This is a genomic window from Sphingobium sp. (genome assembly GCF_035511395.1).
Taxonomy (GTDB): Bacteria; Pseudomonadota; Alphaproteobacteria; order Sphingomonadales; family Sphingomonadaceae; genus Sphingobium.
In genome coordinates this window covers 1-2677 of the sequence record NZ_DATKFP010000220.1, presented here as the reverse complement: position 1 = coordinate 2677, position 2677 = coordinate 1, and the positions used below count along the sequence as shown (strand labels likewise).

General features: G+C 63.5%; 1 protein-coding gene and 1 pseudogene. Both read right to left on the bottom strand.

From position 1 onward, the window contains the following. A partial coding sequence (locus tag VMR39_RS15100; protein ID WP_325416781.1) for a CusA/CzcA family heavy metal efflux RND transporter occupies nt 1–2496 on the bottom strand: 2496 nt, incomplete at its 3' end. A 3-nt stretch (nt 2497–2499) separates the two neighbouring features. After that, nucleotides 2500–2677, bottom strand: a pseudogene (locus tag VMR39_RS15095) (efflux RND transporter periplasmic adaptor subunit); the annotation flags it as partial.

Here is a 2677-nt window from a genome sequence, read left to right as displayed (position 1 = left end):
CACGATCCGGATGTCGGCGACGCTGGCCAGTGGCGCGAAACCGCCTCCGGGCACCGGCACCTGAACCTGTTTCAGCGTGGCGATGTCCGCCCGCTGCGCGTCAGACAGGCGGATCATGACCGGAAAGCGCCGATCGCCCTCGAAGATCATGCCGGATTCCCGTCCACCCAGCGTGGCGGTGACGATATCCTGCACATCCTGCGCGGTGACGCCCACGCGTGACATGGCATCGCGGTTGACCCGGATGTCGAGCATGGGAAGGCCGCTCGTCTGTTCTACCTTCACGTCCACCGCACCGGGCGTTCGGCGCAGCACGGCGGCGATCTTCTCGGCCGTCGCGTTCATCGCATTGAAGTCGTCGCCAAATATCTTGACCGCGACATCGCCGCGCACGCCCGCGATCAACTCGTTGAAACGCATCTGGATGGGCTGCGTGATTTCATAGGCGTTGCCGGGAAAACGGTTCAGATCCTTTTCCAGTCGCTCGACCAGTTCGGCCTTCGCCAGTCTCGGGTTGGGCCATTCCTCGCGCGGCTTCAGGATGACGAACATGTCGGTCGCGTTGGGCGGCATCGGGTCGGATGCCAGTTCGGCAGTGCCGGTCTTGGAAAAGACGAATTTCACCTCCGGTTGCTGGGCCATCATCCGTTCGATCGGTACCTGCATTGCCTGGCTCTGTTGGACGGACGTGGCCGGTATCCGCAGCGCCTGGATCAGCAGGTCGCCTTCGTCCAGTTGCGGCAGGAAGACTTGGCCTAGAGACAGGAAAGCAGCGATGGCGACGCCAAAGCCTGCCACGGCCGCGCCCATGGTCACGGTCGGACGTCGCATCGCCTTTTCCAGCCCCGGTTCGTAGCGCGCCTTGAGCCCGCGCATGATCCGGCCTTCCTTTTCCTCGATCCGGTTGGAAAGCCAAATGGCGATCGCAGCCGGAACGGCAGTGAGCGACAGGATGAAGGCGAAAGCCAGCGCGATGATGACGGTAAGCGCCATCGGCACGAAGCTCTTTCCCTCGACCCCGGTCAGGGTCAGGAGCGGGACATAGACGAGGATGATGATCGCCTGACCATAGACGGGCGGGCGGATCATTTCTCGCGCGGCCGCAGCCACGGTCGAGAGGCGCTCCTCTACTGTCAGCAATCTTCCGCGATCATGCTGTTCTTCCGCCATGCGCCGCAGCGCATTTTCCACGATGATGACTGCGCCGTCGACGATCAGGCCGAAGTCGAGCGCGCCAAGGCTCATGAGATTGGCGGACACGCCCGCCTGGGACATGCCGAAGCCGGTCAGCAACATGGTTATGGGAATGACCATCGCGGCGATCAGCGCGGCGCGGAAATTACCGAGCAGGGCGAACAGCACGACGATGACGAGCAACGCGCCTTCACCCAGATTCTTCGCGACCGTCCCGATGGTGGCATTGACCAGAGCGGTGCGGTCCAGCACCGGTTGGACGATGACGTCGGGCGGCAGGGACGCATTGATCGCCACCAGCCGATCGGCGACGGCAGTAGCGACGGTGCGGCTATTTTCGCCGATCCGCATGATCGCGGTGCCGACCACGACCTCCGTGCCATTTTCCGATGCCGACCCCATGCGTACCGCTTGTCCGGTGCGGACCGTCGCGACCTGCGCCAGTGTGATCGGCACGCCTTCCCGCGTGGCGACCACGATGCGGGACAGTTCATTCGCGTTGCGCACGAGTGCATCGGAGCGCACGGCCAGCCCTTCGCCATTGCGATCGACGAAGCCGCCGCCGACGCTGCTGTTGTTGCGTTCCAGCGCGACGCCGAGATCAGTCAATGTCAGGCCCATGGCAGCCAGCCGCTGAACGTCGGGAACCACGAGATATTGCTTGGCGTAGCCGCCGATAGAATCGATGCCGGCCAGCCCCTTCACATTCTTGAGCAGAGGCGCGACGATCCAGTCCTGCGCGGTCCGCAGATAGGTCGCCTTGTCGGTGTCCGTCACCAGCCGCTCGCCTTCGGGCGTGATATAGCTACCATCGGGTTGCATCCCCGGCTCGCCGGGCAAGTGGGTGTCATCCTTGCGATGTTCCAGGCGAACCGTCCACATATGGACTTCGCCGAGGCCCGTAGCGATCGGTCCCATTTCCGGGATCACGCCTGCCGGCAGATTTTCCGCCACGCCGCTCAGCCTTTCGCCCACCTGCTGGCGCGCGAAATAGATGTCGGTGCTGTCTTCGAACACGGCCGTGATCTGGGCGAAGCCGTTGCGGCTGAACGAACGGCTGTGGTCCAGCCCCGGAATGCCGGCCAGCGCGGTTTCGATCGGAAAGGCGATCTGCTTTTCGACCAGTTCGGGCGACAGGGCAGGCGCACGGACATTGATCTGCACCTGATTGTTGGTGATGTCGGGCACGGCGTCGATGGGGAGCCGATACAAGGCGGTGCCGCCGATAACGGCGGCGAGGACGGTCAGCAGCAGGACGAGCCAGCGCTTGCGGACCGCCCAGTTGACGATAGGGGCGATCATGGCTCAATGATCCTCATGCGTAGCTTCGCCCTTGCCGAGTTCGGCCTTGAGCGTGAAGCTGTTGGTAGTTGCGATCTGCTCGCTGCCTTTGAGGCCGGAGGCGATGATGACGGCGTCGCCGCTCTTGTCGCCAAGCGTCACGGGTGTCGCCTGAAAGCCCTTTGCCGTCCGGACGAAAACC